We start from the raw sequence: 22,254 nt of genomic DNA, 5'->3' as shown, positions 1-22,254 counted from the left end.
CCCGTCGGCACTCAAGTGCCGGCGGTCGATGGCCCGGTTCGCAGCGCCGCGATGCCGGAGCGTGTCTGCACCGCCCGCGGCGGGGATTTCTTGCGCACTTTGAAGATTTCAGGCGAGCGGCCTCGACGGCGCTTGAAATATTGGGCTTCGCGTTCGTGCTTCGCGTTCGTGCTTCTCGGCTGCTTCTCGGCTGCTTCTCGGCTGTCGAAGGTGCCGAGATTGTCGCCGTCCAGCCCTTGACCACAAGGGCTAAGCCAAACCGCCAAGGCGCCTTAAACGAAGGATCCGGCCAGCCGGATCCTTCGAAATATCGCGATGCTCCGGCATCGCCTTCAGCTCATACTTGGTCCAACTGGTGACGGCGTGGACGTCCCGGGAAACCTCTCGAAAGTCCGCGGTCGCTGCCTTACACGTCGTCGAACGGGCCGCCGCGCCTCGCCAGGTCGTGACCAATGGCGGCTTCCTCGGCGTCGTCGGGCAAGGCATCGTCACTGTCCTGGTAGGGGTTGTCGTCATCCTCCTCGGGCAGTTCGCCTTCCTTCTCGACACCGGTGGTGTCCGGCAGGCTTTCCTCATCTGCTCCGTCGGGCAGGACCGTTGCGCCACGCAGCGCATCCCAATCCTGCCGACCCGGCGTCGGCGCTTCCACTTCATCATTGGCGATCCTGTCGCGGGCATCGTTTTTGCTCGGTGGCGCCTCGACCTCGTCATTGGGTTTTCTGTTTCGTTCCATGATTGCCTCCTCTGGGCGGCTTAGCGTCGAGAAGGTGGAACTCACTTCCGGCTGCCAGGTTCCAGCAACCACTCCAGCTTCAGTGGAACCAATTGCCGCCAGTCTGCTTTGCCAAGGACTAGTCTGCTTTGCCAAGGAGATGAATCCAGAGGAGCTGGACCATGAAGACTTTCCCCCTCATCCCATGCGTGCTGCTCTTGGCGCTGGTCGACCCGGCGGCCGCGCAGGACAATAGCGACCAGCACGGCCCTGCCGCGCCTTGCCAGGCGCAGCCTCAGGACGATGCTCGGAAGCCGCCGGTCGCCAATGGCGGCGGCGAATCGACCAGCACGCTCGGTCCCTGCGGCGGCGTGCTGCAGCCGCCGCCCAGTGGTGACCAGGGTATGACGCAGCCGCCGCCGGATCAGGGCAAGACGCCGGTGATCAAGCCTGGCGAGGTGCCTGCGCAGCCGCCGAAGCAATGACCTTTGCTTGAAACTTCACGGCGTGGCACGAAGGCGGTCGGTTCCGATCTTGGCCGGGCGACGCGGTCACCGGATCAATGCCGGCGCCGGCCGCAATCGCCACCGGAATTGGAGCCGTGCATCATCCATGTCGAAGGTCTCCTGAGGGATTGTGCTTCAATGCGAATCTTGCGGGTGCGGGTTCTGCTGGCATGACCGGGAAGCCGATCAATTTAGTCTCCGCTTGCGGAACAAGACCGTACCGGCTGCGTTTGCCTCCAGGAGCCCGCCACCTCGATCTGCGCTGTTTTCGCCTCATGCGGGAACACGGCGGAGCTCGCCAACAACGACAGGAGACGAAGATGAAAACCATCCTTATTCCCGCCGTCGCCGGGCTCGCCATGATCGCTGGTATCGGCATTGCCGCCGCCGACGAGGTGATCGTCACGCAGCCGGCACAGCAGCAGGTGATCATCACCCCGGAACAGCGCACGGTCGTGCACCAGTACGTAAAGAAACATCCGCTTGCCTCGGTCAATCTGCTCGGCGTCGAATTGAATGTCGGCACTGCCTTGCCTGACACTGTCGAGCTGCAGGAGGTTCCCGACGTTCAGTACAGATACGCCGTCGTCGACAACCATACCGTGTTGGTCGACCCCAGCACGCGCAGGATTGTCGAGGTGGTCGAGTAACGCTCGACAACCTAACCATTCATCGGTGATACGGCCCTGTCGTTCTTCCCAAAAGGGCGGCAGGGCCGAATGACGAAGATGATGAAAGGAGAATTGCCATGTTGCCGCATGTCGAGACCCCGAACTCCGCCAATGTTGCGGCGTGTTGCGACAAGTTGCTGGCCGAGCGCAACACGGCGCTGTTATCTATGAAGGAAGCGATCGCGCTCCTGCGGGAGCGCACCGGCACCGATCGTTCGGATGCCGACCTCGCGGGGCTGATCGTCAAGAAAGCGGCGCTGCTCGGCGTTGCGGTGATTTCCGACCCGCGCTGAGATGTCTCGTCACTCAAGACGCCGGTCGAATTTTCGGCTAATGTTTTCGTGGAATCTGGACCAACCGACCGGACCCAACCACGGAGGCTTAAGTGACGGACGACAAACAGGACCGCATTCGCCAGCGCGCGCACGAGATTTGGGAAAAGGCCGGCCGGCCTGAAGGCGCGCATCAGGAACACTGGGAGCAGGCCACGGCTGAAGTCGATGGCGCGGTCGCCAAGCCAAAAAAGGCGGCGAAGAAAGCTGACGCCAAGCCCGCCAAGGCAGCCGCCAAGCCAAAGGCAGCGAAGCCTGCCGCCGCAAATTCCGGCAGAGCCAAATCGAAATAAGGCCAGTCGAAATAAAGCAAGGCCGGAATTCGCTGGCCGGGCCATCCTTGGCGCCCGCCGTTCAGGCGCGCCCGAGCCTCTCAACCTGACGAATTGCGCCTGCGACGGGCAGCGCAATTCCTTGTGTTTGGCGACAGGCGCCCTCATGCCTCCCAGGCATAACTCGACAGCGCAAAGCGAATGCCGGCAGCTGTCATGGCCAGTTCGCATTCGGTGATCTGGCGCAGGTGGCGCAGATAGCGCGTCACGGTCTGTGGCAGCCAGCCGGCGCAGGCCTCGACATAGGCGCGGCTGTGAACAAGGGTGCCGGTCGACAGCCTCTCGTCCTTCTCGGCAACGACTTTCAGATATTGGCGGATGAAGCGGATGTCGTCGGCGATGTCCTGGCTGGCCATTCGCCAGGCCCCGGCGAGGCGTTCGCACTGATCGAATGACAAGGGCAACAAAGGGGGCGGCAATAAAGGCGGCGGCAACAAAGGCGGCGGCAACGACGGGGGTGACAGCAAAGGCCGAGAGAGATCGGCGAAGGCAACATGGTTCGCTGTGTTCAAGGACATTCCTCTCTGCGAAAAGAGATATCGTACTTTATGTACGAATGAGCGTCAAGCCAATTTCGTACGGTTGGGACGATAACGCAACGAACTGACGAGTCGTCTGTTAACGCCCGGGCGCCCGGCACGTCTGGCCCAAAACACTTTCCCGCAGTGCCTCAACAAACGGCTTCCCCAATGCCGCGAACGGTGCTTTAACCCGCCCATCCACAGGGGTGCTCCGTATCGGCGGGGCTGAGATGAGGGCGGCAAGCCTTCGGACCCTAAAGCTGATCTGGATAATACCAGCGGAGCGAGGCGGGCGATGTTTTCAGGCGCACAGATTTCCCTTTATCCCATGACCGACGATTTCGTCGGCGTCATCCTCGGCGCGCTCGGCGCGCTCGATCCCTGGCGCGACCGGCTGCGGATCGAAACCGATGACATCTCGACCCTTATGGTCGGGCCGCCCGAGGTGCTGTTTCCCGCCATGCGCGACCTGTTCGTCGCGGCGGCCAAAAGCGGCAAGCACTGCGTGCTTTCGGCGGCGGTCTCGCGCGGCTGTCCGGGCGAGCCCGACGATCCGATCTGCCGCTCCGACGAGACCGGCGGCCCCGCCATTCCGCTGGACGAGCGCAAGATCGCCGCGATCCGCGCTGTCCAGGCCACGCCGTCGACCGGCCAGCCGGTGGCGGCGCAGTTCTCGCTCTACGTTATGGGCACGGGCGACCATATGGACGAGATCTACGGCTGCATCGATTTCCTGAAACAGTCCGGCGTCTTTGAGCGCTCAAAGAACTTCTGCACCAAATTGCGTGGCGATGCCGGTGCGGTGTTTGCCACGCTCAACGAGGCCTTCTGCCGCTTCGGCCCCGGCGCCGGCCACGTCACCCTCGACATCACGATCTTGGCGAACAGCCCGAGCACGGTCTGAGCCGTGGCTCAAGCGTCGTTCCTCGAGGATATTGCCGTGGCTGGTTTATCTGACCCATTGCGTGGAGGAGATGCCTCTGACCCCTCAGCACAAAGAGGAGGGGAGCCATTGGCGATTGGCGAAGACCGCGATGCCCACGAATCTCCCCCCTTGAGCGGGAGATGGCCGGCAGGCCAGAGGGGGTCCCACCGCGTGGAGCGCCGACGTCCTTTTCGCATCGGCAAGGCGTGGGCGCTCTATGCGAGACGACCCCCTCTGTCGCCTTCGGCGACATCTCCCCCTCGAGGGGGGAGATTAGCCGCAGCCATCGCCAAGACCATCCCCGCCGCCTGCGCCTTCGCCCTGCTCCTCGCGGCCTGGGAACTCTACGCCCGCTATGGCGGCGCTGCCCCCATCATGCTGCCGGCGCCGTCGCGCGTGCTGCAGCAGGCCTGGGAGCATCGCGCCGCCCTGGCCGAGAACACGCTGCCCACCATCCGCGCCACATCAGCCGGCTTCGCCTGCTCGTTGGTCGCTGCCTTCATGCTTTCGGCGCTGGTCGATTTCTTGGCCCCGCTGCGCCGCGCGCTGTTTCCGCTGCTGATTGTCAGCCAGACCTTGCCGCTGGTCGCGATTGCGCCGCTCATCGTACTGTGGTTCGGCTTCGGGCTGATGCCAAAAATCCTGCTTGTGGCGCTCGTCACCTTCTTCCCGACGATGGTCGCGCTGGTCGAAGGTTTTGCTGCGACCAGCAAGGAGATTTCGCAGATGCTCGCCGCCATGGGGGCAGGGCGCTGGCGTATCTTCTGGCTGGCGCGCCTGCCTTCGGCGCTGCCCTATTTCTTCGCCGGGCTGCGCATCTCCATCACCTACGCCGTGGTCGGCGCGATCTTCGCCGAATATGCGGGGGCGGCGAAGGGGCTGGGCATCTACATGCTGAATGCCAAGAACAACTTTCGGCCCGATCTGGTGCTCGCCGCGGTCGCCGTCAGCGCCGCGCTCACGCTTGTCTTGTTCGCCATTGCGGTGCTCGTCCAGCGCTTCGCCATGCCTTGGGAGAATGCAGGGAGCGAAAGCCGCGACGGCAAGGTTGAAGCTGCAGAAGAGAACCGCCAATGACGCGGCTCGAACTCCGGGACATCAGGAAGAACTTCGGCGCGCTTGAGGTGCTCGCCGGAATTTCGCTTCATGTCGCGGCCGGCGAGTTCGTTTCCATCCTCGGCCCTTCCGGCGCCGGCAAGTCGACGCTGTTCCAGCTGCTGACCGGCGCGCTGAAAGGTGAGGGCGACATGCGCTTCGACGGCGCGCCAATGCAGGGCAACCCCTTCGCCTTCATGCCGCAGCGCGACTCGCTGATGCCGTGGCGGCGCGTCATCGACAATGTGACGCTGGGGCTGGAAGTGCAGGGTCTTGGCCGCAAGGCGGCGCGCGAACGCGTCGCGCCGTTGTTTGCCGAGTTCGGCCTTGCCGGCTTCGAGCGCGCCTGGCCGGCGGAACTTTCCGGCGGCATGCGCCAGCGCGCCGCCCTTTTGCGCACCGTGGTGCAGCAGCGCGACATGCTGCTGCTCGACGAGCCCTTTGGCGCGCTGGATGCACTGACCCGCGCGGGTATGCAGCGCTGGCTGGAAGGCATGTGGCAGCGCCACCGCTGGACCGCGCTGCTGATCACCCATGACGTGCGCGAAGCCGCCTACCTCTCCGATCGAATCTATCTGATGTCGGCGCGGCCGGCCCGCATCATCGGCGAGATTGCCGTGCCGCTGCCGCGCCCGCGCACCACCGGCAGCGATGCCGCGCGCCAGGCCGCCGCGCTCGAAGCCGACATCCTCGACACGCTGCTCAATCCCGGGACTGACCGGGGCTTGTTTCCGCAGACCGCTCAAAGGAGTTTTTCATGACCGAATTCACACGCCGGCAGGCTTTGCTGCTGACGCTGGCTGCCGGACTGCCGCTTGCCTCTCGCGCTCATGCGGCTGCGCAAAAAATCACCGTCGCGCTCGACTGGACGGTCAACACCAACCATGTCGGCCTGTTCGTTGCCCGCGACAAAGGATTCTACAACGAGGCCGGGCTCGATGTTGAGATCCTGCCCTATGGCGATACTGGCGCCGGCACGCTGGTCGCCAACCGCATCGCCGATTTCGGCATTGCCGGCGTCGGCCTGTTTACCCAGCGGGCTGCCGGCGCCGATCTCAAGGCGGTCTACGCCGTGGTCCAGCAGGAGACCGGCCGGTTGGTCTTCAACGCGGATCGCGGCGAGATCAAGAGTCCCAGGAATCTCGACGGTCTGACCTATGGCGGCTTCGGCAGCGCCTGGGAAAACACGCTGATCTCGACCATCATCCGCCACGATGGCGGCAAGGGCGTTTTCGAGACGGTGACATTAGGCACCTCGGCCTATGAGGCGCTGGCCAACGGCTCGGTCGACTTCACGCTGGAGGTCTCGACCTGGGAAGGCGTCGCTGCCGAGTTGAAAGGCGTCAGGCAGCGCGGCTTCCGCTACGCCGACTACGGCGTGCCCGACGAGCACACCACCTTGATCGCCTCCAGCAATGCATATCTCCAGGCAAACCCGAAGGCCGTATCGGCCTTCGTCGAGGCAACGCGGCGCGGCTACCAATTTGCCTGCGATCACCCGCAGGAAGCCGGCGATCTGCTGATCGCTTCCAACAGGGATGCGCTGACCGACCCGGCGCTGATCCACGCTTCGCTGAAAATGTTGGTCGACGGACACTTCTTGCGCAGCCAGGACGGCGTCATCGGCACCATCGCCAGGGCCAAGATCGAGGCGATCGGAACCTACCTCTTCAGGGCCGGCATATTGCTCGATGGCGATGGCAAGGTTCTGAAGGAGAAGCCGGATTTCGGGGGGTATTTCACGAACGAGTTTTTGGGCGCGTAATCTCCCCCCTCGAGGGGGAGATGTCGCCGAAGGCGACAGAGGGGGTCGGTACGTCCTGACGCGACTTCCTATCGCGGACAGAGGATGTCAGCGCCTTACGCGCGGCGACCCCCTCTGGCCTGCCGGCCATCTCCCCCTCGAGGCGGGAGATTGCGCCTCACCGCCTTCTCCCTCACATATCGATCATCGAGCGCTTCACCCGGCCGATGATGGTGATGGCGCCTTCGAGCGCCGGCGGCGGGATGTCCATGTAGGAGGCCGGCTGGAAGGGCGGGTTCTCGTTGGGGCGATAGCGCTTGTAGGTGGCCTGGCCGCTTTCGTCCGAAATGACATAGCAGCCATTGGTCACCAGCCGCTTGTCCCTGAGGTTGACGAAGATGATCGAATCCGGTGGCGAGATCTTGTTCATCGACGGGCCGTCGACGCGCAGCGCAATCCATTGGCCCTGCTCCAGATCGGTGGTGGAGATGGTCGGATAGTCGCTGAGATTGACCACCGTATCCTGGCTGCCGAGTTCGCCGGCGCTGATCCACGAGACGATGGGCACATCGACGGTGGCCAGCGACGGCATCGGGATCTGCCGGCCCGACTCGTCAAAGCCGAAATGGCCCCCCGCAAGGCTGCCGCCGTCGCCGTTGAACAAGAGCCAGCCGGGATCGACGCCGAACAAGCGGCCGTATTTCTCCGCCGCTTTGCGCGACAGCGGCCGGTTACCGTTCTCGTGACTGATCAGCGTGTTCTTGTTGATGTCGCGCAATGCCCGCGCCGCGTCGCTCGGCGAGGCATAACCCGCCTCCGCCCGTGCCTGCTGCAATCTGTGCCTCGGTTCCTGCATCGTACAAATTGCCTGAAATTTATCGTCCAATATGTACGATTTCGCTTGCGTACGTTTCGTACATATCGTACGCTTAGCGCATGATCGAACAAACCGCAAGCGTTTCCGCAGACATCGTCAGCTTTCTCCCATCGTCCGGGCTGTCCTCCTCCCCGGTCCGGACGCAAACCGGGGCTCTTGCCCCGGATCCGGTCGAACCGTCGTCCCCCCGATCGACCGGAACGGCCGGAGCCGCTCCTCTCCCGGCTCCGGCCACCTCTTCAGCCCATGGCGCCGCCGGTGCGCCAAGGGCTGTCTCCGGCGGGCAGGGTATTTCCTGCATCCGCACGGAAGATGGCACCGTCATCCTGTTCGACCGGCTGACGGGCAGGGCGGTTTCCGCCCTCACCAAAGCGGCCGCCGAAGCCGCCTTGCGGCATCTCGCCGGCTCGCTGCCGGCCGCCAGTATCGGCTGACCGCACAGACCATCCGCTCTGATTTTTTCCCGTGGGCCCTCGGGGCCGGCGCCCGGCCTTTGCGCGCGCAATCAATGGATACCGACATGACTGCCTATACCGAGACCGAATTGCAGGAGATCGCCGTCTGGCTGAGGGATGGCCTGTCGGCCACAGGGATCGCCGTCCGCTTCACGGCGCTGCGCGGCAGTCCGGTCTCGCGCAACGCCATCATCGGCATCGTCCACCGCAACAGCGCGTTGAAGACCATCGGCTTCGCCAACCCCAAAGGCGGCAGGTCCGGCGGCCGACCGAGGAAGAATGCGACGGGGAAGACTGCGGCAAACGAGAATACCGCCAAGAGGAATCCGCCGGCGCAGCCAAGCAAGCTCGTAAGGGAAGTAGGAGTTTCGAAGCAGGCGGCGCCGGTCAAACCGGCCGCCAAACCGACCCGTCAGCCATCGGCCAGGCCTCTGTTGCCAGCCCGTCCGGCGCCCTCGATCCCGGGCGAAGGACGGCTGGTGGTGGACGGCGAAATCTACCGCTTCAATGTGCCGGCGCCGCGCCCTGCCTCGCTCGGGCGTCAGCCGCATGTCGCCGCCATGCGCTTCATCGACTGCCTGTTCGACCGCTGCCGCGCGCCGCTCGACCTGACGCTGGAGGAAGACCCCGACAAAGACCCTCCCGGCAGCCGGCCGGGATTGGAGATGCTGTGCTGCGGCCTGCGCACAAGGGCGCTGAAAAGCTACTGCGAATACCATCAGGCGCGCTTCCACCGGCCTGTGGCGGAGGTGGTGTGAGCGGCTGGGCTCCGTTCCTCGCCTTCGGACGACCCCACCAATGATCGAAAGCCGGCGGGACAGCGCCCCCCTCTGTCCTGCCGGACGTTCGTCGCTCGGAAAGCCAAGCAATTGGCTTTCCGTCCGCTTCGCGGACCACTCCTCAACCCCCACGAGGGGGGCGATCGGATATCGCCGCCGATTTCGCCAATTGCCAACGTTGCAGAGGCGCAGCCGCCGAAACTGCCAATCTCCCCCCTCGTGGGGGAGATGCCCGGCAGGGAAGAGGGGGGCGCGAAGGAACGCCAACCTTCCGGCTCAACAACCCAATCCCACAAGGATCCCCCGATGAGCAAAAAAACCGCGCAGAAAGCCAAACCGCCGAAATTGCCTGCGGGCGAAGCCGAGCAGGTGCGCATCCGCCGCGAGATCGGCCATGATTTCGCGCTGAAGGACGATCGCTTCGGCCGCAAGCGGTTGAGCGTCGGCACCGAAGAGGCGCGGCGCGTCTACGAGGTCTCCAATGACGGCTACACCGCGACCGGCGGCATCGTGCGGGTGCGCAATGTCGATCCGCTGGTCGGCATCACCTCGCTGACCCGCCAGCAGCGTGAGGCCGGCCAGCGGTTTCGCGACGATTTCGAGCGCGCCTCGCGTGACGGGCTGCGGCCGATGCCGTGGGAAGAGCGAATTGACGGCGGCCGCATCAATGGCGGCATCCCCGACCGCGTGCTCAACGCCGGCCGCGCCCACACCCATGCCATCGCCGCCATGGCCCACTGGGAAGTGGCGGAGGTGGTTCGCAAAATCTGCCTCGAAGGCCAGTCGGTGAAGGCGCTCGCCGAACGCACCGGCGAGGGACGAGATGTGGTGGTGAAGCTGTTGAAGGTCGGGCTCGACCTTTTGGCCGTGGGTTACGGGATGATGCTGATGCGGAAGCCGCGATAAGGCCGGCAGCCGCGCAGGAAGCGGCCGGCCGGCAGATGCCGGCCGACCGGTTTCACCCTATCGGATCACCGTTCGCAAACGCGAATTTCCTCGACGATCCTGTGATGATGGCGCCAATGCTTGACCAACTCTATACGGCAATGGCGATGGTGCTTGTGATACCTGTGGTACCTGAAGCCGTTGTCGTAGGCATCATACTGGTAGTAGGGGCGAGGAGCGTAGCGATCGTAATAGTCGCCATAGCTGTCATTGTAGTCATCGTCATAGTAGCCGTTGCCGATGCCGATCACGACGCGCCCGCCGGCATTCGCCGGGGCGATCATCGCCGCCGCCGCAGTGAGCGATAGCCGAAGCAAGCAGGAGCTTTCTCATAGCTGCCTCCTATTCAAGGTCGCGCTAATATAACTCGCTGGGCACGACCTCGTTCCATAATTTTTGCAAGATGCGAACGCCGCCTGCGCTGTGCATTGCGAGAAAAGCCGGCGTCACCTCCTGTCAGCATCATCCCCCGATTTTTGAACCCTTCGCCGCCCCAGCCATTAATCCGGCATGAATCAGCAAGGGAAGGACGAGACCATGCATGTCATTCTTGGAGGTACCGGCCATGTCGGCTCGGCGGCGGCAATGGCGCTGTTGCGGCAGGGCGAGGGTGTCACGGTGGTGACGCGCGACGAGGCGAAGGCCGCATGGTTGGTTGAACAGGGCGCGGAGGCCGCGGTTGCCGATGTGCTCGATGTCGAGGCGCTGCGTGAAGTCTTGCGGCGCGGCAAGCGGGCGTTTCTGCTCAACCCGCCGGCCGATCCATCGACCGACACCGACGCCGAGGAGCGCAAGACGGTTGCCGCGATTGCGGCGGCACTGGAGGGCTCCGGCCTCGAAAAAGTGGTAGCGGAATCGACCTATGGCGCGCAGGCCGGCGAGGGTGTCGGCGATCTCACCGTCCTTTACGGCCTCGAGCAGAAGCTGAAAGCCCAGGCCATTCCGGCAAGCATCAACCGCGCCGCTTATTACATGAGCAACTGGGATCAGGCCCTGGAGACGGCGCGGCGCGACGGCGTCATCACCTCCTTCTTCCCGGCGGATTTCGAGCTGCCGATGGTGGCGCCGCAGGATCTCGGCGAGGCCGCGGCGAGGCGTCTGCTGGAGCCGGCGGACAAGACCGGCACGCACTATATCGAGGGCCCTCGGCGCTACTCCGCCGCCGATGTCGCCGCAGCCTTCAGTGCGGCGTTGCGCAAAAACGTGCGCGTGGTCACGGTGCCGCGGGAGCGCTGGACAGAAACCTACGAAAAACTAGGCTTCTCCAAAGCGGCGGCCGAGTCCTATGCCCGCATGACCGGGGCCACGCTGGACAAGCCGATGCAGCCGGAAAACCCGGAGCGCGGCACGACCAACCTGGAAAGCTATATTGCCGCGCTCGTCGAGGGTCGGCCGGAAGACCTGTTGAAGGGCGCAGCGTGAGGATTTGCTAGCGTAAACAGGGCGCTTAGAGAGGTTCTCTGAATCAGACTCGAAACTCGGCGAGGCTCTGACGAGCCATACTTTTCAGGCGCCGCGCCGCCCCTCATCTGGCTGCCGCCACGGCGGCGCTCCCTTTGCAATGTTGGCGATTGGCGAAAGCATCGAAGACAGCATATTTCTCCCGTCACTATACGGGGAGTTGAGGAATGGTCCGCAAAGCGGACGAAAAGCCAACTGCTTGGCTTTTCGAATGACGAACGCCCGGCAGGGCAATGAGGGGCGGCGCGAACCGGCCGCCATCAAGCGCCTTTCTTGATCGTCCTCACCGGCTCATACTCCGCCGCCGTCTCCCACCCAAACACACTGCGCCCGCCAAGCAGGTGCGACTGGTCGAACTCGCCGGCGACGATCTCCTTAAGGCTCGGCCCGGTGACGTAGCGCTCCAGCCGCCGCGCTTCGCCATCCAGCCGCTTCAGCGCGCCAAGCTCTTCCTCGCGGCCGAGCTTTGCCTTGCCGACGGCCGATTTCAGCACCGCGATCGTCTCGTCATAGACTTTCAGCGGCACCGGGAAGGGGTGGCGGTCCTTGCCGCCATGGGCGAGCGAGAAGCGCGCCGGATCGGAGAAGCGGCAGGGCGCGCCGTGCACCACTTCCGCCACCATGGCCAGCGCCCGCACCGTGCGCGCGCCGACGCCGGGCACCAGCAGCAGTTCGGGAAAATCAGCCGGCCCGCTTTCGATGGCGGCGGAAATGTTGCCGTGCAGCCGGTGCATGACGATGTCGCTCTCGCGCACGTCGTGATGCGCCGGCATCACCAGATTGGGCAGCATCGGCTGCGCCGCCGGTTTCGCAGGCGCTGCTTTCGGCGGCGGCTCCAGCACGGCAAGCTCGTCGAGGATCCGTTCCGGGCTCATGGTCTTCAACAGGTCGATCTGGCCGCTACGTGACGGCGCGGCGCGATGGTCGGTCAGGTTGACGATCTCGCCCTGCCGCTCGCCCTCGATCGCCGCATGCGGCTGGTCGACGAAGCTTGTCAGCCCTTCCGACAGCCAGTGATAGCGCCGCGCCTGGCGGCTGTCGCCGTTCATGCCTTGCTGCACCACCACCCAGCGGCTGTCGTCGGTGACGATGAAGCCGTGCAGATAGAGGTCGAAGCCGTCCTGCACGGCCGCACTGTCCACTTTGGCGACCAGGCGGCTGGCGGTGGCGAGCGCCGCGCCATCGATGCCGACGCGCTCGCCGATCGCCGTCAGCTCATGCGGCGTCTTGCGTGAATGCGCGCCGCGCCCGCCGCAGACATGGATGCCGAGCTCGCGCGACATCGGGTTGAGCCCGCGCTTCAGCGCGCCGACGACCGAGGTGGTGATGCCTGAGGAGTGCCAGTCCATGCCCATGACGGCGCCGAAGGACTGGAACCAGAACGGATGCGCCAGCCGCCGCAACAGCTCGTCGCGGCCATAATGGTGGATGATCGCCTCGCACAGCACCGCGCCCAGCCGCGTCATGCGCTCGCCCAGCCATTTCGGAACCCGCCCGCCATGCAGCGGCAGGTCCGCACTGCCGCTTCGCTGCGTCAAAGTGAATGCTCCCGTGGATGCCGGCACACCGGTGGTGCGCCTGTGATCTAGATGGCATTTGGGGGGAGATTTGCAAGCGGGGCGGGCGCCTTCGCCCCAACATTTGCTCCGACTACGGCAAGCTCGATTTTGTCGTCCGATGCTGCTCGTCGCCAACTCGACGCTGGCCACTCGAAGCGCGCGCTCCATGCCCGTGGGGGCGGCGGCGAATTTGGCGGATGGTTCGAGGGGATGAGTGAGGGCCGAGGTCGGTAGACGACGTAGCGCCGTCATGAATAAGCTACCAAAACATGAGGGTAGCCTCGCAGCGAACCGCGCCCTATTTATGCCGCTGGAGCGGGGGGCGCCACGCCGTTCTTGTCTAGGCAATGTCGCGGAGGTACCAAATGTGTTGAGCCAGCGATTATGGACATAATGAGCCCCGCCGAGCGAAGCGCTCGCATGTCACTGATCCGCAGCACCAATACAAAGCCGGAGCTCAGAGTCCGCCAACTTCTGTATCAACTGGGCTATCGATATCGCTTGCACCGACAGGATATTCCAGGTCGCCCAGATATCGTCTTTCCCGGCCGGCGCAAGGTTGTATTCGTACATGGATGCTTCTGGCACAACCATGAGGGTTGCAAGGTCGGCCACTTGCCGCATAGCCGACAGGATTATTGGTCAGCAAAGTTTTCACGGAATAAGGAGAGAGACGCAGCAAATCTCGAAGCTGCGACGAGCCAGGGTTGGCGAGCTCTAGTGGTTTGGGAGTGTGAGGTCGGCAACCTGGATACCCTCGCAGTGCAGCTGATTGCGTTCCTTGGATCGACCAATTGCGGAGTCGAAAAATAAACCTGACGCTGATAGCCTGAATGCTACATAGTCAATCAAATCGCGGGACATTTATGCTGGCAAATCTGCAGCAAGCCGACGGGGGCACAAGCAAAGGTATTATTCCTGGCTCGCCGACCTATGTAGATGTCTTTGCAGGCTGCGGTGGATTGAGCCTGGGGCTTCACCGCGCGGGCTGGCGTGGATTGTTTGCCGTCGAGAAAGACAATTTTGCCTTTTCGACACTAAGTGCAAATTTCCTGGAAGACGACGCTCGATATTCCTATGACTGGCCAGTCTGGCTTGCAAGGCAGCCCTGGTCCGTTGAAGGTCTGATCGCTAAACATCGCGAGCAATTGCTTGCCTTGCGAGGCCACGTGGATCTCCTGGCGGGGGGGCCGCCCTGCCAAGGTTTTTCGAGTGCCGGGCGGCGTCGCGCAGATGATCCCCGCAACACTATGGTTGAGCGATACCTCGAACTTGTAGAAATCCTTCAGCCGAAAATCCTGCTCCTAGAAAACGTTCGTGGCTTCACCATAGACTTCAAAGCTCGCGGTGGAAGGGTTGCGGCTGCTCGAGAGAACGCCGCCGCGCAGCTAACCCGCCAGCTCTCTCAAAAGTATGATGTGCAGTCGACTATTATCCGCGCCTGTGACTTTGGCGTGCCTCAGAATCGGCCACGATTCATCCTGGTCGCGACACGCAAGGGTTGCAGTTTACAACTAGGAGCGCTCGACGATTTGCGCTTGAGCAGGGCGCTGGTATTACAGAAGCATAGCCTATCGGCCTCGGCCACGGCAAAGGACGCGATCTCTGATCTTGAAATTGCCGGCAACAACCTTGTGCCTTGCTCAGACAGCGCAGGGTTTGAGGCTATTGGCTATCGCGGGCCTCTTACGGCCTATCAACGGGCGATGCGCGACGGCTACGAGGGCGCACCTTCAGACACTCGTCTGGCCAACCATACTGCCATCGTGCGAGAGCGCTTTGCCGATATAATCCAGATTTGTAAGGAAGAGGACCGCTCGACTCGGCAGCTCAGCCCAAAGATGCGCGCCAAGTTTGGTATAAAGAAATTGGCGACACGTGTGCTGGATCCCAACAAGCCTGCGCCGACTGTCACAAGCATGCCTGATGACCTCTTACACTACTCGGAACCCCGAACGCTCACCGTTCGGGAGAACGCACGGCTACAGTCATTCCCCGACTGGTTTATTTTTCGCGGCAAATACACCACTGGTGGCCACCTGAGACGGATCGAAGTCCCACGGTTCACCCAGGTCGCCAATGCCGTCCCGCCGCTTTTGGCAGAGATATTGGGTGACCGATTAAAACGCCACTGCCTAAACGTTAGCGGGGAGTTTTCGGGGCGTGCAGGTTAGGGGTGGCCGCTGCGTCGACCGCATTAGAAACGACTGCCTCGACGGCAGCGATCTGCTCGGCGAGCTTGGGTTCGCCCGCGACGTTCGCCAAGTCGCCGAGCAAGGTCAGGAGACCCTGTAGATTGTCCGAGTGCTTTAGGAGCCGCAGACGGAGCGCCTTCATAGACTCCTGATCCAAGGCTTGGTCTCGTCCTTCTAGGATTAGCTTCCCATCTTTTATCTCAGCTTTTCGATGGGCGAAGTCATTTCGGGGGGTAATTACCTCTTCATGATAGCTGCTCAGATGCTCGATCAGGTGAGGTTCAGTAACGCGGTCAGCGAGCTTGGCGACCTCCTCCCTGAGAATCTGAAGGCGCAATGCAGGGCCGAATGCCGGCTCCCTTAGTAGCTTGGCGACTTTGCCCTTCTTACCCAGTATCTCGATCTCGTCAGCCTTTTTGCGAAGCGAACCAGCGACTTGCTCGGCAACGCTGGCGGCAAACCCTGCACCATCATCGGAATAGACAATTTTCTGGACTACCTCCAGGCAGGACACCATACCCTGATCGAGATCGCTGGTCGCGGCCATGACGATACCGCGCATGTGGTTCAGGTCGAGGATTCGTTGGAGTTGGCCCTGTATGATGCCGCTCGCCCGATCACCCAAGTGTTCCCGGTTGCAGCAAAAAACACCATCGATATCTTGTTTGAAGATCAGCTCTCGCAGCGTCTTCGCGGGTTCGGAACTGTAGAAGATGATATCGGTATGGTGAAACGATCGGCGCAGTCTGCGCGCAAGGTCAGCGCCGTCATGATCGCCGCCTAGCTTCCAATCCATAAGAACCAAATCGACATTACTCTGTGCTGGTAGGCCAGAAAGAGGATCGGCGACATCGGCGGTGATGATGCGCAGCTCAATCCTCGGCTCAAAACCGAGGCGGGAAATGATGCCGCTAACACGATCCACGAACGGACGGATCGCTTGTTGCTGATCGTCGAACCAGAGTATCCGATAGTCGAGTTGCATTGCCCCTTAGCCCCTAATGCGGATGGTGAACCGTGCCCCCTTAGGCGAGTCTTCCGGCGTGATTGAACCGCCCAAATCGTCTAGGATTTGGGCGACGTGGTACAGCCCCAGGCCTGAGCCGGTGGAGGTCGTGAATCCCTTCTCGAACAGTCGGCTACGATCGGAGACAGCTGGCGCAAAACCATCGCCGTCGTCTTGTACTACGATCCGCAACTCCTTGTTGGAGGGTTGGTCGAGCGTAAAACTGATCTCTGAAGCGTTAGCCCTTCCAGCATTGCTTACTAGGTTGTCCACTAGGATCGAAACCTCGATCGGCTTGAATCTTCGAACCAATCCGATGGCTTCCGATTGGGCACGAATGCGGATGCCGGTTTCCGAGAACATCGGCGCCACCTCGCCGATGTAGTCGACAATATATCTTGCAAGGTCTTCTTCAATGGCTTCCGAATCCAGGCGGAAATTGGCCTTTGTTGCGAAACGTGCAGTCGAAATGACCTTCCGATTTTGGAACGAAAGATTCTCAAATGTTGATATCAAATCCTCCCGGGTGGGCAAGACCCCGGCACGGAGTAGGTCGAACTGGCCGTTTATGATCTCGTTAATTGCGGCTGCGTGGATTATGATCTGGTGATGTAGAATTTCGACAACATCACGGTCCAGGCTAGAGAGTGATGTTAGGAAGAGATTGCGCTTCCTCTCTTCCTCGAATTCTTGGGTGGCGGTCTCCGCCCGCTGGGCAGCCTCAGCGGCGGCGCGCTCTGCTTCTCGGCGAGCAGTGCGCTCTCGGTCAGCCGCTTCACGCGCTGCGGCCTCCGCGCGCTGAAGATTCGCGAACCGCGAAGCGGCAGCGTCGATCTCCTCCAACAAGGCACCGTCGGCCGATTTCTGGGCTAGGACTCGCAGGCCAGATAAGGTGTCGACAAACGCCTCTGAGCGCTCGTTGAGGATGCGGATGAGATCTTGGTTGAATTCGAGGAGCTCGACGCCCTCCGTGCCGGCGAGCTGTGTCACAATTGCGGTGATCCGCGCGCTGGCATTATCGCCCTGCAGGCGCGACGTGTCCTCGACGTCAAGGTCGAGGGCGTCCTTCCAATTCACGCCGACGACGTAGCGTTCCAATCGGCGAAAGCATTTTTCGTCAAAACAATCCTCGAGTTGCATATAGGCAGGGGTGTCGATCAGGCCTTGATCGCGGCTGGTTGATTCCCGAAACAATTCATCCGAACCGCTAACATCGATCCGCCCAATCACGTCGCGCGTGCCCAGAAAGCGGTTGTAACCCTGGGCCTTGCGGCGATCGATCCCAAAAGTGTCAACGCCCTCCTCGCCGATCGGGAAAATCCTGAACCCATTCTTGAAGAGAAAGATGGACCCGAATTGCACAGATGGGACGCCCATTCGCTGGGTGAACGTGTGTTTGGCCGATCGGTTGAGATAGAATAGGTTGCAGCTAAAGCCCGAACCGGCGAGGAGTGGATACTTAGTATTGGGCTCTCGAATCCGGTAGATTAGTGCGCCCCGATCGGTGAGTGTCGACTGGAGGTAGGCACCATCGTCGGAGACACTGACTTCCAGATGAGTTGTCTTGCCCTTCAGCGTGTCGAAGATGAAGTTCTGTATTGGGCCGTTGACCACACCAGTCTGCGGCGGTCCCGCCGATCCAGCTTTAGCGATTACGGCGGCGTCTTCATCGGCCTCGGCCGATGCTAGCAGTTGGACCTCGAATTGATCGCTGGTTCCGCCAAAAGGGTTGATTAGTTTCGCAAGCGCAGCCCGTAGGCGAAGAAGCTTTTCTCGGCCCCAGGCCTCGCGCAGGCCGCCAATTTCGAGCACAGTTCCTGAGCTCATAGACCCAACGCTTTCGGGCAGCTCAAAGGCCGGTCTCGTCTCGTGGACCAGAGGGACATCCGCAAACTCTTCTTTCGCATTTCGCTCGAAAAGATCCCAATCCACGGTGACGACTTCCACGGGTCCTCCATGGTTGGCCTGGAGTGTCTGCATGCGCAAGGTTTCGCCTAGGCGGTCACAGGAGAATCTGCCCACACCTTTGCTTCCAGCGTAGGATCGATGGGCTCCAATCCGATCGCGGTAGTCAACGCCATCTTCGGACCCATCCTTCTTGGCCGAGTAAGCCACAAACAGCCATTTCCCTGTGATGTCTTGAAGCGACATGCCCTTGCCGTTGTCGATGATGAACAGACGGCCACGATCGAAAACGATATCGACTCGGCTGGCACGTGCGTCAAAGCCGTTCTTCACCAACTCAAAGATCGCCACGAACTCATCGGTTATCAGGTCCCGGCCGATAACTCGCTTAAGTGCTGAGCTGATTTTGAAATGGAGGAGATCAGTAAATATGGCTGCCGATGTCACGTTAATCTTCCCGCGCTGATGATGTACCATACCGGAGTCCATCGAGTGGATATAGCTGGGATGATTGAACAATCTTGACCGGACGCGGCGAGGGTTGATGGTGCCTAGGCTCTGCTCGTCGAGAACAGCGGCGCCAACGGCTCCCTACCTCACCACACACCCTAAAACAGCGCCCTCTCCACCGCCGGCTCCAGCGTCTCCGCGAACGGCGTCGCCAGATGATGCTGGTCGCGGTAGGCGATTTTGCCGTTGATGAAGACGTGGCAGGTGCTGGCGTTACAGAACTGGCTGGTCATGTCGATGTAGCTGGCGCCGGGCACGGCGCGCACGATGTCGCGCTCTTTCGCCGCGCCGGCGTCGTTGGCGGAGTCGGCCCGCTTCTGGTCGCACAGCGACGGCTTTTCGCCGCGCCACAGCGCGCGCGACACGCAAGTGTCGACATGATCGTCGCTGAACGGCACGTCGCGGATAACGGCAACCTTAAGCCCGGCCTGGCTGAACGCTTCCAGCGTCGCGTGCAGGCCGGCGCGCCCGTCGGCATCCTGGCTGACAGGCGCCTGCGTGCCGGCCGACATCTTGTCCAGGCTGTCCAGCGCGATCTCCGAGATCACCACCAGGTTCGGCCGCGCGGCGATGATCTGCCGGATCGATTGCGCGCGCCATTGATCGCATTAGGTGTAGTTCCGCTTCAGCTTGGTCGCCCATACCGTCAGCCGCGAGGCGCGGCAGCCGGATTTGAGCCAGGTGACGACCTTGGTGTCGTTCTTCTCGGCGGCCTCGATCAGCGGCGTCGACCAGTGGTCGGCATGCGAGTCGCCGAACAGCGCAATCGAGCGGCCGGCATCCTTGTTGCCGAACACGCAGGCCTTCGGCGTCACCGTCTCAAAGGAGAGAATACAGTCGGCCGCGCGCGCCGTGGAAGGCTGCGCGGCGCTGGCGGCAATGCAGGCAGGCGCTCCACGCGCGGCCACCGCCTCCTTCGCCAAATCTCCGACATCCGGGGTCGGCCCTTGCGTTGCCCCCGTCACACGCAATCGGCTATCCAACCGGCAGCCATGCAATTCAAACGGAGCCTCCCATGACCAACACCACCATTTTCAAATTCGGCGCTGTCGAGCATGCCGAGGGCGGCGACTTACCGGGCTGGATCGTTGTCGCGGGCCGGCCGACCATGCAGACCGCCGTGCAGCACACCACCGCCGACGGCAAGGTGCTGTCGGGCACCTGGCGGGCCTCGCCCGGCACTTATCACGCCACCTACACCGACTATGAGTTCGTGCACATGATCGCCGGCCGCATCATCATCACGCCCGATGGCGGCACGCCGGTCGAGGTCGGTCCGGGCGATGCGTTCGTGGTCGAAGCCGATTTCAAGGGCACCTGGCAGATCCTCGAGCCGGTAACCAAGCACTTCGTCGTCAAGCTTGCTTGATCGACGTCGCCAGGGTCGCCTGATCGGCTCGTCGTCAGGCTTGCTTTATCGCGTCGTCGGCAGTTCCTGATCGGTGCCGATACACCTCGGCCGGCGCGGTTCATCGCCAGCGTCCCCCTCGCCCAGCAGGGGGAGGGGGACGTAGCGAAGCGAATATCGGTTAAGAGGGCGTCACCTCGTTCGCTTCGAACCGATGCGGATCGAAAAGCTGAGACGATGGCGTTCTGCGGGGCCTGGTCGAGAGAACGCAGGCCAGGACTGCTGCCGGGTCGCCGGCGCGTCAGCCAAGAGCGAGCGGCGCACTTCGAGAGTGCATGCCGCCCGTCCGGCGCCGGGCCGTCAATGCTGTTGTTACGAAACCCCCCAGCCCCGTCTCAACCGCCACGGCCATGGCGTGACCCATGGCTTGCTATACGCATGCAGCACCGCGGTCTGTCAACGCCGCCCGCAATGGCCGCGGGAGGTCCCTTTTGCGCCTCCCGACCAGCTTTCCAGCCGGCCTCCCGCAAGCCATTCGCCGCTGCAAAATGCGCTTGAAATGGCGGTTTTCCGGGTGTTCCGGCCGCTCCGGAGCGGACCTTTGGCGCGACAGAGGTCGCGATCTAGGCGATTGGATGAATTTGTCTTTCGCGGCTGAAACGTTTCAGGAGCCCGGTTGTAGACCTGACTTTTTTTGGGTGTATTTCCCTCACGTCAGTTTTGCACCCCAGCCGGCCCGATCGACCTGCCGGAGGGCAAGCCTCAGGGGCCGGCGTCGGCGCTCTGAGTCTCTCGGACGGACGGGCGCCGGACCATGCCGCTGACGACATAGGCCGCCGCGCCCAGCGCCGTGATCCAGAAGCTCGTCGGCCAGTCGGTCAGGAAGGCGAGCGTCAGGCTGATCCAGGCGATGATCACGGCAAGCGCGATGGACGTCAGCACGCCGGCTCCGACGCCGCTGGTAAGCCTGAGCGCGGTGGCTGCAGGCGCCACCATCAGCGCGAAGACGAGCAGCACGCCGACGATCTGCACCGCCTCGGACGTGGCGACGGCGACCAGCACCATGAACAGGGTCGAGACAAGAGTGAGCGGCACGCCGCGCGCTTCGGCGAGTTCCGGCTGCAGGCTGGCGAACAGCAGCGGCCGCGCGATCAGCAAAAGCGCGACAAGGATCGCCACCGCCAGCACCGCAAGCACGATAACGGTGCGCAGGCTGATGCCCAGCACATTGCCGAACAGCACGTTGGTCGCCTGCGAGGCGAAGGCGGTGTAGAAATGCAGAAACAGCAAGCCCAAGCCGAGCGACAGCGTCAAAACGATGCCGATCGCGACGTCGCGATGCGCGCGTTCGCCGAGCAGGCCGATGCCGATGCCGGCGGCGACGGTAAACACGGTGAGGCCGAGAAACGGCGACAGCCCGATCAGGCCGGCGCCGGTGGCCCCGGGAAAGCCGACATGGGAGAGCGCATGACCGGCGAAGGTCTGGCCCCGGAGCACGAGGAAATAGCCGACCGCGCCCGAAACGATGCCGACGATGGTGCAGGCATAGAAGGCGTTGCGCATGAATTCATAGTCAAAGATCGTGGACATGCGCCCCGCTCTCCAGTTCGACATCGTCGGCCATGACGAAGATGCGGCCGGCAACCCGCACCACATTGATATGCGTGCCGTAGAGTTTCGACAGCACCGGACCGCTGATGACCTCGTCGACGGAGCCGATCGCCGCCTTGCGGTTGCCGAGATAGAGCACGCGGTCGACGGCGCGCAGCAGCGGGTTGATCTCGTGCGAGCAGAACAGCACGGCAATGCCGAGCCGCTCGCCGATCTGATGCACCAGGTCGATGATCGCGCGCTGATGGCCTGCATCGAGGCTGATCAGCGGCTCGTCGAGCAGCAGCAGTTGCGGATTGCCGATCAAGGATTGCGCGATCAGGATGCGCTGGCGCTCGCCACCGGAAAGCTCGCCCAAGGGACGGCGCGCGAGGCTGCCGGCGCCCACCTCTTCAAGTGCCTTCCACGCCGCCTCCTTCTCGGCAGCCGATGCGACGGGCCAGCCCCAGCGATGCCCGCCGGCGGCACTCAGCACGAAGTCGAGGCCGCTGACGCCGACATCGCCAAGCGCGCGCCGCGCCTGCGGCATATAGCCGATGTCGGCGTTGCCGCGCGTCGGCGCTTTGCCGAGCACCGAAATGGCGCCGCCGGCCGGTTTGATCAGGCCGAGAATGGCGCGCAGCATCGTCGTCTTGCCGGCGCCATTGGCGCCGAGCAGGCCGATAAAGGCGCCTTGCGGTAGAGAAAAGGAGACGTCGGATAAAACCCGGCGTCCCCCATAGGTCAGCGTGACCTTGTCGAATTCGATTGCGTTCATTTAGTCAC

General features: G+C 62.6%; 24 protein-coding genes, 1 pseudogene and 1 riboswitch. Of the genes and pseudogenes, 15 read left to right on the top strand and 10 right to left on the bottom strand.

Features of this window, described 5'->3' with window-relative positions:
* Positions 1 to 406 precede the first annotated feature (406 nt).
* Positions 407 to 733: a hypothetical protein gene (locus NKJ77_RS25265; RefSeq protein WP_023689014.1), complete on the bottom strand. Its 327-nt coding sequence runs from the start codon at positions 731 to 733 to the stop codon at positions 407 to 409.
* A gap of 161 nt (positions 734 to 894) precedes the next feature.
* Between NKJ77_RS25265 and NKJ77_RS25260 the strand changes: the two genes are divergently transcribed.
* From NKJ77_RS25260 to NKJ77_RS25245, 4 genes are all read left to right on the top strand, one after another.
* On the top strand, positions 895 to 1,197 hold the full coding sequence (locus NKJ77_RS25260; RefSeq protein ID WP_352535909.1) for a hypothetical protein: 303 nt from the start codon (positions 895 to 897) through the stop codon (positions 1,195 to 1,197).
* A 341-nt stretch (positions 1,198 to 1,538) separates the two neighbouring features.
* Positions 1,539 to 1,868, top strand: coding sequence for a DUF1236 domain-containing protein (locus NKJ77_RS25255; RefSeq protein ID WP_023670359.1), 330 nt, complete (start codon positions 1,539 to 1,541; stop codon positions 1,866 to 1,868).
* A 98-nt stretch (positions 1,869 to 1,966) separates the two neighbouring features.
* Entirely contained in the window at positions 1,967 to 2,182 is a 216-nt protein-coding gene (locus NKJ77_RS25250) for a hypothetical protein (RefSeq protein ID WP_023670360.1), read from the top strand.
* A gap of 92 nt (positions 2,183 to 2,274) precedes the next feature.
* Positions 2,275 to 2,514, top strand: coding sequence for a DUF2934 domain-containing protein (locus tag NKJ77_RS25245; RefSeq protein WP_023747857.1), 240 nt, complete (start codon positions 2,275 to 2,277; stop codon positions 2,512 to 2,514).
* A 143-nt stretch (positions 2,515 to 2,657) separates the two neighbouring features.
* Here NKJ77_RS25245 and NKJ77_RS25240 read toward each other — a convergent pair whose 3' ends face one another.
* The gene (locus NKJ77_RS25240; RefSeq protein ID WP_023684826.1) at positions 2,658 to 2,909 is read right to left on the bottom strand and encodes a hypothetical protein; all 252 of its coding nucleotides are present in this window, start codon (positions 2,907 to 2,909) and stop codon (positions 2,658 to 2,660) included.
* Between the two features lie 357 nt (positions 2,910 to 3,266).
* A riboswitch (TPP riboswitch) is annotated at positions 3,267 to 3,379 on the top strand.
* Here NKJ77_RS25240 and NKJ77_RS25235 point away from each other — a divergent pair.
* The 4 genes from NKJ77_RS25235 to NKJ77_RS25220 all read left to right on the top strand — a co-directional run bounded on the left by NKJ77_RS25235 (position 3,370) and on the right by NKJ77_RS25220 (position 6,859).
* Complete coding sequence (locus tag NKJ77_RS25235) at positions 3,370 to 3,978, top strand: YkoF family thiamine/hydroxymethylpyrimidine-binding protein (protein WP_352535908.1); 609 nt, start codon at positions 3,370 to 3,372, stop codon at positions 3,976 to 3,978. It overlaps the preceding riboswitch by 10 nt.
* Positions 3,979 to 4,233: 255 nt before the next feature.
* Complete coding sequence (locus NKJ77_RS25230; RefSeq protein ID WP_352535911.1) at positions 4,234 to 5,076, top strand: ABC transporter permease; 843 nt, start codon at positions 4,234 to 4,236, stop codon at positions 5,074 to 5,076.
* Complete coding sequence (locus tag NKJ77_RS25225; RefSeq protein ID WP_352497214.1) at positions 5,073 to 5,855, top strand: ABC transporter ATP-binding protein; 783 nt, start codon at positions 5,073 to 5,075, stop codon at positions 5,853 to 5,855. The genes NKJ77_RS25230 and NKJ77_RS25225 overlap by 4 nt, the downstream gene beginning before the upstream one ends.
* Positions 5,852 to 6,859 carry an ABC transporter substrate-binding protein gene (locus NKJ77_RS25220; protein ID WP_352535907.1) on the top strand — a complete coding sequence of 336 codons (1,008 nt, stop codon included), beginning with the start codon at positions 5,852 to 5,854 and terminating at the stop codon, positions 6,857 to 6,859. The genes NKJ77_RS25225 and NKJ77_RS25220 overlap by 4 nt, the downstream gene beginning before the upstream one ends.
* Before the next feature lie 172 nt (positions 6,860 to 7,031).
* Here NKJ77_RS25220 and NKJ77_RS25215 read toward each other — a convergent pair whose 3' ends face one another.
* Positions 7,032 to 7,694 carry a LexA family transcriptional regulator gene (locus NKJ77_RS25215; protein WP_352535906.1) on the bottom strand — a complete coding sequence of 221 codons (663 nt, stop codon included), beginning with the start codon at positions 7,692 to 7,694 and terminating at the stop codon, positions 7,032 to 7,034.
* An 80-nt stretch (positions 7,695 to 7,774) separates the two neighbouring features.
* On the opposite strand from NKJ77_RS25215, the gene NKJ77_RS25210 reads away from it, so the two are divergent.
* From NKJ77_RS25210 to NKJ77_RS25200, 3 genes are all read left to right on the top strand, one after another.
* Positions 7,775 to 8,149, top strand: a complete 375-nt coding sequence (locus NKJ77_RS25210; RefSeq protein ID WP_023693857.1) for a hypothetical protein — start codon at positions 7,775 to 7,777, stop codon at positions 8,147 to 8,149.
* Between the two features lie 86 nt (positions 8,150 to 8,235).
* Positions 8,236 to 8,928, top strand: coding sequence for a GcrA cell cycle regulator (locus NKJ77_RS25205; RefSeq protein ID WP_352535905.1), 693 nt, complete (start codon positions 8,236 to 8,238; stop codon positions 8,926 to 8,928).
* Between the two features lie 327 nt (positions 8,929 to 9,255).
* On the top strand, positions 9,256 to 9,855 hold the full coding sequence (locus NKJ77_RS25200) for a DUF6456 domain-containing protein (RefSeq protein ID WP_023730349.1): 600 nt from the start codon (positions 9,256 to 9,258) through the stop codon (positions 9,853 to 9,855).
* 65 nt (positions 9,856 to 9,920) lie between these two features.
* On the opposite strand, the gene NKJ77_RS25195 is transcribed toward NKJ77_RS25200, so the two are convergent.
* Complete coding sequence (locus NKJ77_RS25195) at positions 9,921 to 10,178, bottom strand: hypothetical protein (protein WP_352535904.1); 258 nt, start codon at positions 10,176 to 10,178, stop codon at positions 9,921 to 9,923.
* A gap of 253 nt (positions 10,179 to 10,431) precedes the next feature.
* Between NKJ77_RS25195 and NKJ77_RS25190 the strand changes: the two genes are divergently transcribed.
* Entirely contained in the window at positions 10,432 to 11,316 is an 885-nt protein-coding gene (locus NKJ77_RS25190) for an NmrA family NAD(P)-binding protein (RefSeq protein WP_352535903.1), read from the top strand.
* A gap of 299 nt (positions 11,317 to 11,615) precedes the next feature.
* Here NKJ77_RS25190 and NKJ77_RS25185 read toward each other — a convergent pair whose 3' ends face one another.
* A complete protein-coding gene (locus NKJ77_RS25185) occupies positions 11,616 to 12,893 on the bottom strand; it encodes a DUF763 domain-containing protein (protein WP_352535902.1) in 1,278 nt (425 codons plus the stop codon).
* A gap of 405 nt (positions 12,894 to 13,298) precedes the next feature.
* Between NKJ77_RS25185 and NKJ77_RS25180 the strand changes: the two genes are divergently transcribed.
* Positions 13,299 to 13,727 (top strand): very short patch repair endonuclease, encoded by a 429-nt coding sequence (locus NKJ77_RS25180; protein ID WP_352535901.1) that lies wholly within the window; start codon positions 13,299 to 13,301, stop codon positions 13,725 to 13,727.
* 53 nt (positions 13,728 to 13,780) lie between these two features.
* Positions 13,781 to 15,088: a DNA cytosine methyltransferase gene (locus NKJ77_RS25175; protein ID WP_352535900.1), complete on the top strand. Its 1,308-nt coding sequence runs from the start codon at positions 13,781 to 13,783 to the stop codon at positions 15,086 to 15,088.
* On the opposite strand, the gene NKJ77_RS25170 is transcribed toward NKJ77_RS25175, so the two are convergent.
* The 3 genes and pseudogenes from NKJ77_RS25170 to NKJ77_RS25160 all read right to left on the bottom strand — a co-directional run bounded on the left by NKJ77_RS25170 (position 15,057) and on the right by NKJ77_RS25160 (position 19,327).
* The gene (locus tag NKJ77_RS25170; protein WP_352535899.1) at positions 15,057 to 16,094 is read right to left on the bottom strand and encodes a hypothetical protein; all 1,038 of its coding nucleotides are present in this window, start codon (positions 16,092 to 16,094) and stop codon (positions 15,057 to 15,059) included. The genes NKJ77_RS25175 and NKJ77_RS25170 overlap by 32 nt on opposite strands.
* A gap of 6 nt (positions 16,095 to 16,100) precedes the next feature.
* The gene (locus NKJ77_RS25165; protein ID WP_352535898.1) at positions 16,101 to 18,467 is read right to left on the bottom strand and encodes a sensor histidine kinase; all 2,367 of its coding nucleotides are present in this window, start codon (positions 18,465 to 18,467) and stop codon (positions 16,101 to 16,103) included.
* Between the two features lie 161 nt (positions 18,468 to 18,628).
* Positions 18,629 to 19,327: pseudogene (locus tag NKJ77_RS25160) on the bottom strand (SGNH hydrolase domain-containing protein).
* A gap of 218 nt (positions 19,328 to 19,545) precedes the next feature.
* Between NKJ77_RS25160 and NKJ77_RS25155 the strand changes: the two are divergent.
* Positions 19,546 to 19,899: a cupin domain-containing protein gene (locus NKJ77_RS25155; RefSeq protein ID WP_023688994.1), complete on the top strand. Its 354-nt coding sequence runs from the start codon at positions 19,546 to 19,548 to the stop codon at positions 19,897 to 19,899.
* Positions 19,900 to 20,640: 741 nt separating this feature from the next.
* Here the strand turns inward: NKJ77_RS25155 and NKJ77_RS25150 are convergent.
* Together NKJ77_RS25150 and NKJ77_RS25145 are read right to left on the bottom strand one after the other, a co-directional pair.
* Positions 20,641 to 21,468 carry a metal ABC transporter permease gene (locus NKJ77_RS25150; protein ID WP_023685454.1) on the bottom strand — a complete coding sequence of 276 codons (828 nt, stop codon included), beginning with the start codon at positions 21,466 to 21,468 and terminating at the stop codon, positions 20,641 to 20,643.
* Entirely contained in the window at positions 21,452 to 22,246 is a 795-nt protein-coding gene (locus NKJ77_RS25145) for a metal ABC transporter ATP-binding protein (RefSeq protein WP_352535897.1), read from the bottom strand. Before NKJ77_RS25145 ends, NKJ77_RS25150 begins: the two co-directional genes overlap by 17 nt.
* Positions 22,247 to 22,254 lie beyond the last annotated feature (8 nt).

It is taken from the genome of Mesorhizobium sp. M0052, from assembly GCF_040323255.1.
Lineage (GTDB): Bacteria > Pseudomonadota > Alphaproteobacteria > Rhizobiales > Rhizobiaceae > Mesorhizobium.
Note: the sequence above shows the minus strand (reverse complement) of the source record. Positions and strands in the feature narration are given on the sequence as shown.